At 62.5% G+C, this 2,739-nt stretch carries 2 protein-coding genes and 1 pseudogene; all 3 read left to right on the forward strand.

Annotated features, from left to right (window positions below; genetic code table 11):
- A pseudogene (locus AC0AP0_RS11425) lies at positions 1-174 on the forward strand (argininosuccinate synthase); the annotation flags it as partial.
- 17 nt (positions 175-191) lie between these two features.
- Positions 192-1,637 carry an argininosuccinate lyase gene (gene argH / locus AC0AP0_RS11430; protein WP_490430558.1) on the forward strand — a complete coding sequence of 482 codons (1,446 nt, stop codon included), beginning with the start codon at positions 192-194 and terminating at the stop codon, positions 1,635-1,637.
- Positions 1,638-1,730: 93 nt separating this feature from the next.
- Positions 1,731-2,462: an SGNH/GDSL hydrolase family protein gene (locus AC0AP0_RS11435; protein WP_490430557.1), complete on the forward strand. Its 732-nt coding sequence runs from the start codon at positions 1,731-1,733 to the stop codon at positions 2,460-2,462.
- The last annotated feature ends 277 nt before the right edge of the window (positions 2,463-2,739 follow it).

Genomic DNA, 2,739 nt, shown 5'->3' on the forward strand with positions numbered 1-2,739 from the left:
CACTCCGACAGCTCCCTCTACGACTACAGCCTGGCCACCTACGAGTCCGGTGACAGCTTCGACCAGAATGCCTCCAATGGGTTCATCGCCATCTATGGCCTGGCCGACAAGGTGGCCGCTGCCCGTGATATGCGCTTCGGCAACGGCATCGCACAAGACGGACAAGAGCAGTGAGCACCGGCGACAAGCCCATGGCTCTCTGGGGCGGGCGCTTCAGCGGAGGTCCCTCACCGGCGCTGGTCGAGCTGAGCCGGTCCACCCAGTTTGATTGGCGACTGGCCGATGACGACCTGGCCGGTTCCCGGGCCCATGCTCGGGCTCTCAACCGTGCTGGGTTGCTGGATGATGACGAACTGGCACGCATGGAGAAGGCACTGGATGAACTCCAGGACCAGGTGGATTCCGGCGCCTTTGCCCCTGAACCTGGTGATGAGGATGAGGCCACTGCTCTGGAGCGTGGTCTGATCGACATAGCGGGGGATCAGCTGGGCGGCAAGCTGCGGGCCGGACGTTCGCGCAACGATCAGATCGCCACCCTGATTCGGATCTGGCTGCGCCGTCACGCCCGGGTGCTGGCCAAGGACCTGCTGCGTACAGCACAGGCTCTGATGGATCAGGCCCGTGCGGCGGGAACCACGGTCATGCCTGGCCGCACACACATGCAGCACGCTCAGCCTGTCCTGCTGTCCCACCAGCTCATGGCCCATGTCTGGCCTCTCATCCGTGACCTGGAACGCCTGAGGGACTGGGACCAGCGTGCCGATGCCAGTCCATATGGATCCGGCGCGCTCGCCGGCACCACCCTGGGTCTGGACCCACTACCAGTGGCACGGGATTTGGGCTTTAGCCGGGTCTGTGCCAACTCCATCGATGGGACTGCAGCAAGGGATGTGGTGGCCGAGTTCGCCTTTGTCGCTGCCATGATCGGCGTGGATCTGTCCAGACTGGCCGAGGAGATCATCATCTGGAACACCCAGGAGTTCGCCTTTGTCCGCCTGGACGACGGCTACTCGACCGGGTCCTCCATCATGCCTCAAAAGAAGAATCCGGACGTGGCTGAGCTGGCTCGCGGCAAGGCCGGTCGGCTGGTCGGGGATCTGGCTGGCCTGCTGACCACTCTCAAGGGGCTGCCGACAGCTTATGCGCGCGACCTGCAGGAGGACAAGGAGGCGGTCTTCGACCAGGTGGACACTTTGGAAGTCCTGCTGCCCGCCTTTGCCGGCATGGTCGCCACTTTGACCTTCAACAAGGATCGCCTGGAGGAGCAAGCCCCCACAGGATTTGCTCTGGCCACCGACTTGGCCGAGTGGCTGGTCAGACAGGGGGTGCCCTTCCGGCATGCCCACGAACTCTCCGGGGCCTGCGTCAAGCTGGCCGAGGGTCGTGGTTGCGAGCTGGCTGACTTGGATGATGACGATTTCGCCAGTGTCTTCGCTGACTGGGTACCTGCCGATCAAGCCCCGAAGGTCCGTTCAGTCCTGACCGCCGGGGGAGCCGTGCGTGCTCGCCAGGGCCAGGGGGGCACTGCGCCGGAGAGGGTAAAGGAGCAGATGAACCAGGCTGCACATGCGTTGGAGGAATTGAAGACCTTCGCTGACTCGCAGTCTGATGGGCCTGCCTACCGTTCGCCCAGGTGAGCTTTCTGGTTTCCGCCAGGCCGGTGTTCGCGTTAAAATTCCGAACGGCAATTCCCCAAGAGGGGCGGCAAACGGCGAAAGGCGGCGGCGGACATGAATCCGGTGGCACTGGTGCAGGCTTGGTGGGCCAAGGAGCACATCACTCTGGCAAAAGAGCCGCCCGGCTCACGCCGAGGACTGTGTTCACCTCCGGACCAAGGCCGTGACCTGGAGCCGCTGACCATGCTGGTGGTGGGCGACTCCATGGCGGTCGGCTGCGGGGTAAAGGACCAGAGTCAGGGCTTCGTCCCTGACATAGCCGCATGCCTGGCCACTCGGCTGGGGCGTCCGGTCTCCTGGTCGACCCAGGGTCGGCTGGGGGCCACCATCCGCAGGGTCCGCTACCGGTTTCTTCCTGCCTTGCAGGACCATCCTGATCTGCTGGTCCTGTGTGCAGGATCCAACGACATCATGGCCAATCGCACCGATGAGCAGTGGCGGGATGACCTGGCAGCCAGCATCGAGCTGGCCAAAGACAAGGGCCGCCAGGTGCTGGTCCTCAGCTCCGGTCAGCTCTATCGGGATCCTGCCCTGGGCCGGGCGCTCAGGGCCGAGGTGGAACGTCGGATAGCCCGTCAGACGCAGACCAGCCGTCAGGTCTGTCAAGAGGCTTCGGTGCCCTTCGTGGATGCTACCCGCGACGATGTCGGCACTGACCGACCCGACTTCTGGGGCATCGATCACTTCCATCCGGGACTTGAGGGGTACCGGCGCATGGCTGCCTGTGTGGTCGACCATATTCCCCAAGACTTAATTGATCAGTTGTCTGTGAATGCGCATTCCTGACCTGAATGCAGCGATTACGCTGAGACGTTCCCGCTGGTCGTTCTGCCTTAGCGAGACGGTTAGCGGTCAATAGTCAATCAACAGCGACTGATTAGCAATGAATAATCAGTCCGGCTTGATGCCGCCTTGTCTGCGGTGGTCCGGGGCTCGGCCGTGTCGGTATCTGTTGCAAGAATAGTAGGGTTTAGCATACATTCATTAAATATTCGATAGGGAGTAGCCTCTCATGTCGCAGGTCACCGATTTCAGGCAGGCGGGTTTCGACTCGCTTTTCGAC

The sequence above is a fragment of the Bifidobacterium sp. POST2/T3 (B1) genome (assembly GCF_058197115.1).